We start from the raw sequence: 3,940 nt of genomic DNA on the forward strand, positions 1-3,940 counted from the left end.
CCGATATCTGTCTTGTCATTTTTGCATTGTTGGCGGGTTATGGAAATCGACATTCTCAATGGCTTTTGTCGAACTTCAGGTCACGAACGCCAGCACTGGATAAGGCCAGCCCGGACACGCGGCCATTTCCGGACCTTTGAAAAACCAAGGCGATATAGCCAAGCATGGGAAGTCGTCCGCTCACAAACTCATCCCGGACACCGGGTTTCAAGGTGATGGTGGAATCGCCATAGGCCCGAAGATTCAAGCCGCCATCCGTAACCGTGACAGTGTAGCTTGCCTTGAGTTCGACGCTTGTATAGGTGCCGGCGTAATCGGCCAGGGTCGCTTGTTTCATCCGGGGAACATTCACCCTTGCGCCTGTCCACTCCACTTGGCCATCGCTGCCGATGGTCAGGCTTTCCCCTGCGCCGGATGCTGCAAAAGTTGCGTTCGAACCCCATGGTCCCGGACTTTTGAACACATTGGCCCCAACGCGATCGTAGGCTGTGCTGCCTATGCTGAGTCGCCCGTCCTTGACCGTGACCGAGCGCATCGTGTGATAGCGCGTGCTGTGGTATTTGCCAGCGAACCTGGTGGCGCTGAATGGAAACTGGGAAGCTGAAGGTGACGTCGAGACGTCCGCAGCGTGAAGACGATCCTTCAGGTAGATATCGGCGACCGAGTAGGCGAGGGTGACTGGGTCCGCCTGGTCCACATTGCAAAGGCAAGCCACGGTGAAATGCTGCTGCGGGAAGCGCAGCAATTCGGCGCTGTAACCGAAATGACCGCCTGAGTGTTCGATGATCGGAAGACCTCGATAGGTTCCTGCCTCGAGCCCAAGCATGTAGGGGATCTGTGTGCCATCGGCAAGGATGCCGCGTGTTTCCATCTGCTTTATCAGCGTTCCCTTGCCCAGGTGGTTGTCGTAGAAATTCCGGTCCCACAAGAGCAGGTCGTCGACGCTGGTCAACAGGCCGCCGGCACCCACCCGATCGAAGTTTGTCGACCAGTCGACCAGAAAGCCGCCATTGCGCCCGGCCGCATAGGCAGGAATACGACCGGGAACCACCATCGAGTTGTCGTCATAGAACAGGGTATGGGTCATTCCCAGCGGCCGAAATATGTTCTCGGCGGCGAATACCGAAAGCGGTTTTCCGGTAGCGCGCTTGATGACTTCGGCAAGCAGGAAGTAATTCGTATTGCTGTATTGAAACTCCGTGCCGGGCGAAAAATTTAGCGCCTTCTGGCGCGCGATAAGTTCGATCAGTTCGGATGTCGGGCGAAGGTTCCTGTCGCTCTGCCCAGCCAGAACCTCCAGCGTTTCATATTCGCGCAGTCCACTCGTGTGATGAAGCATCTGGCGCAACGTGACCGGCTTTCCATAATCGGGAAGCTCCGGTATGTACTTGCGGATGTCGTCGTCGAGGGAAAGCAAGCCCTGTTCGGCTGCCAACACGACGCTGGCGGCGGTAAATTGCTTCGAGACCGAGCCCATATAAAACAGCGACTGCGATGAAAGCGGCACGCCCAGTTCGAGACTGGCCGCGCCATAGCTTTTTCGATAGATGAAGGCGCCATGCTGGATCACCCCTAGCGCGCAACCGGGCGAACCAGGCTTGTCGTAATCGGCGAAGAGCTGGTCGACCCTTTGCTCATTGGTCTGCGGCGGACTGGTTTGCGCCGCCAAAGGGATGGCTTGGGTGAGCAACAACAACATCGCGGTAACGACACGCACAAAATGCCCCCAATTTCGTTTTCAATGGAAAGTTAAAGCCCCGTGGAAAGATACCAGCTCGACATGGGCGCCATGTCGCACGGCCTGATCTTGCTTTATCTCCGTGGACGCGTAGGTCTAACATCCGATTCGCTTCGTGCCTTCTACATGCGATCACTCCAGAGGTACATCCATGGCATCCTCGTCTGACTTCAAGCGTTTCGGCAAAAGCGCGGCAGCGGTTGTGCTCAGCGCATTGCTCATCTGGTTCGGAACCGGTATGCAACCTTTCTGGCCGCTGATGTGGCTGGCCCCGCTTCCCCCGCTGCTGGTGGCGACCCGTGCTTCGGCTCAGCGGACGGCGGTCGTAGCGTTCGCAGCGTGGTTCCTTGGGGTGCTCAATCTCTGGCATTACTTGCACGGCCTCATTACGGTGCCCGCCACGGTTATATTGATGGACTCCGGTATCATGGCCTTGGTATTCACCCTCGCCGTCATAGTGTTCCGGGCGTTGCTGCGTCGTGGCGCGTATGTAAGCGCACTGCTGGCGCTCCCGGCGACGTGGGTCTCCTTTGAGTACATCGTCAACCTGACCTCGTCGTCAGGTACGGCCGTCAGCCTGGCGTATTCGCAGCTCCGCTTTCTGCCATTTCTTCAACTTGCCTCGCTGACCGGTCCCTGGGGCATGAGTTTTCTGCTGCTGTCATTCCCTGCGGCTGTGGCTGTGGGCGTGTATCTGTATCGCATCGCGCCAAAGCGGGCAGGGTGGATCGTCGGCGGCAATGTTGCGGTCATCGTGGCTGTGCTTGCGTTCGGCACCGTGCGCCTGTTGTCGCCGATCGACGGGCCGTTGGTGAAGGTGGGCTTGGTAGCGTCGGATGCACAAGGAAACGATGACGTGGCCGACAAAGGCGCGCCCACGCAGCGTCTGCTGCAGGCCTATGCCGATGAGGCGGCCAAACTCGCCGCGGATGGTGCCAAGGCCATCGTGATGCCGGAGAAGATCGGCGTTGTGGTGGACGGCGAGTCGCCTGCGTCGGATGCCGTGCTGCAGGCCACCGCCGACCAGACCGGTGCGACCGTGGTTGCGGGACTGGTCCACGTGGCGCCGAAGGCCGAGTACAACGCGGCGCGCATCTATGTCCCGCATGCGGCACCGTTGGAGTACCACAAGGAGCATATGCTCCCGCCGTTTGAACTGAAGTTCACACCCGGTAAGGCTATCACCGTGATGTCACACCCTTCCGGCAGGTGGGGCGTGGCTATCTGCAAGGACATGGATTTCACCGGCCTGTCGCGCCGCTACGGCAACGCAGGTGCGGGGCTCATGCTGGTGCCCGCGTGGGACTTCAACATGGACTGGCTCTTTCATGGCCATATCGCGCTGATGCGCGGTGTGGAGGACGGTTTCAGCATCGTACGCGCGGCCAAGAACGGCAGCATCTTCGTCAGTGATAATCGCGGACGCATCCTGGCGGAGGTCCGCACCAACACGGCGCCATTCGTCGCGCTCGTCACGGAGGTGCCCGTCGCCCATGCGAACACGCTCTACCAGCGATGGGGTAACTGGTTCGCATGGGTTGCACTGGGCCTGCTGATGCTTGTCGTGGTGCAGGGACTGCGACTGCGCAAGCATTCGGGCGACGCAGCGTGATGCAAGCCGGCAGGGCGAATGGCGGCAGGTTGACTTGTTCCTGGTCAGGCGTGCCGGTTGGTTTTGGGCGCAGAACCTAGCCCCTTGTTGATAAGCGGAATGCGCTCGTCCTGGCCCCGCGTTATGATGCGGGCGATTCAATAGTTACGATGAGGAGAACAAGATGAAGGGTGTGGAGTCGAAGAAAAACGAGAAGAAGAAGCCGGCGAAGACGATGAAAGAAAAGAAGGCGGCAAAGCAGGAAAAGAAGAAGAACAGCAAATAGGCGGTTTTGTGGGTTGCGGATCAGACACTGTGATGTGCCTACAAAAAAAGCCGAAGTTTTTGCCAGCGTTATTTCAGGGCGAGTCGTCATTCCGGCGAAAGCCGGAATCCATCGTCAATTCGAAGCATGGATTCCGGCCTTCGCCGGAATGACGACTCGCTTTGGAATGGAATCAGCGTGATCCCAGCTTGACTGGCACAGCGGCAAGAAACGTCAAACACCTGCACGCTCTTGCCCAGTCGGCTGAAGTAGGTTGCATCAGCTGCCGATGCTGGCCGTGGCCTCACCCCTGTCAAGGCAGGTTTCGCAAGTGCAAGCGGTCCTG

2 protein-coding genes are annotated in these 3,940 nt (G+C 58.6%); one reads left to right on the forward strand and one right to left on the reverse strand.

Annotated features, from left to right (window positions below; translation table 11 throughout):
• Nucleotides 1-55 precede the first annotated feature (55 nt).
• On the reverse strand, nucleotides 56-1,717 hold the full coding sequence (locus tag VMA74_RS00895) for a serine hydrolase domain-containing protein (protein ID WP_325363879.1): 1,662 nt from the start codon (nucleotides 1,715-1,717) through the stop codon (nucleotides 56-58).
• 223 nt (nucleotides 1,718-1,940) lie between these two features.
• Here VMA74_RS00895 and VMA74_RS00900 point away from each other — a divergent pair, with 223 nt between their 5' ends.
• Nucleotides 1,941-3,350, forward strand: coding sequence for an apolipoprotein N-acyltransferase (locus VMA74_RS00900; RefSeq protein ID WP_325363881.1), 1,410 nt, complete (start codon nucleotides 1,941-1,943; stop codon nucleotides 3,348-3,350).
• Nucleotides 3,351-3,940 lie beyond the last annotated feature (590 nt).

It is taken from the genome of Dyella sp. (assembly GCF_035508675.1).
Classification (GTDB): domain Bacteria; phylum Pseudomonadota; class Gammaproteobacteria; order Xanthomonadales; family Rhodanobacteraceae; genus Dyella_B.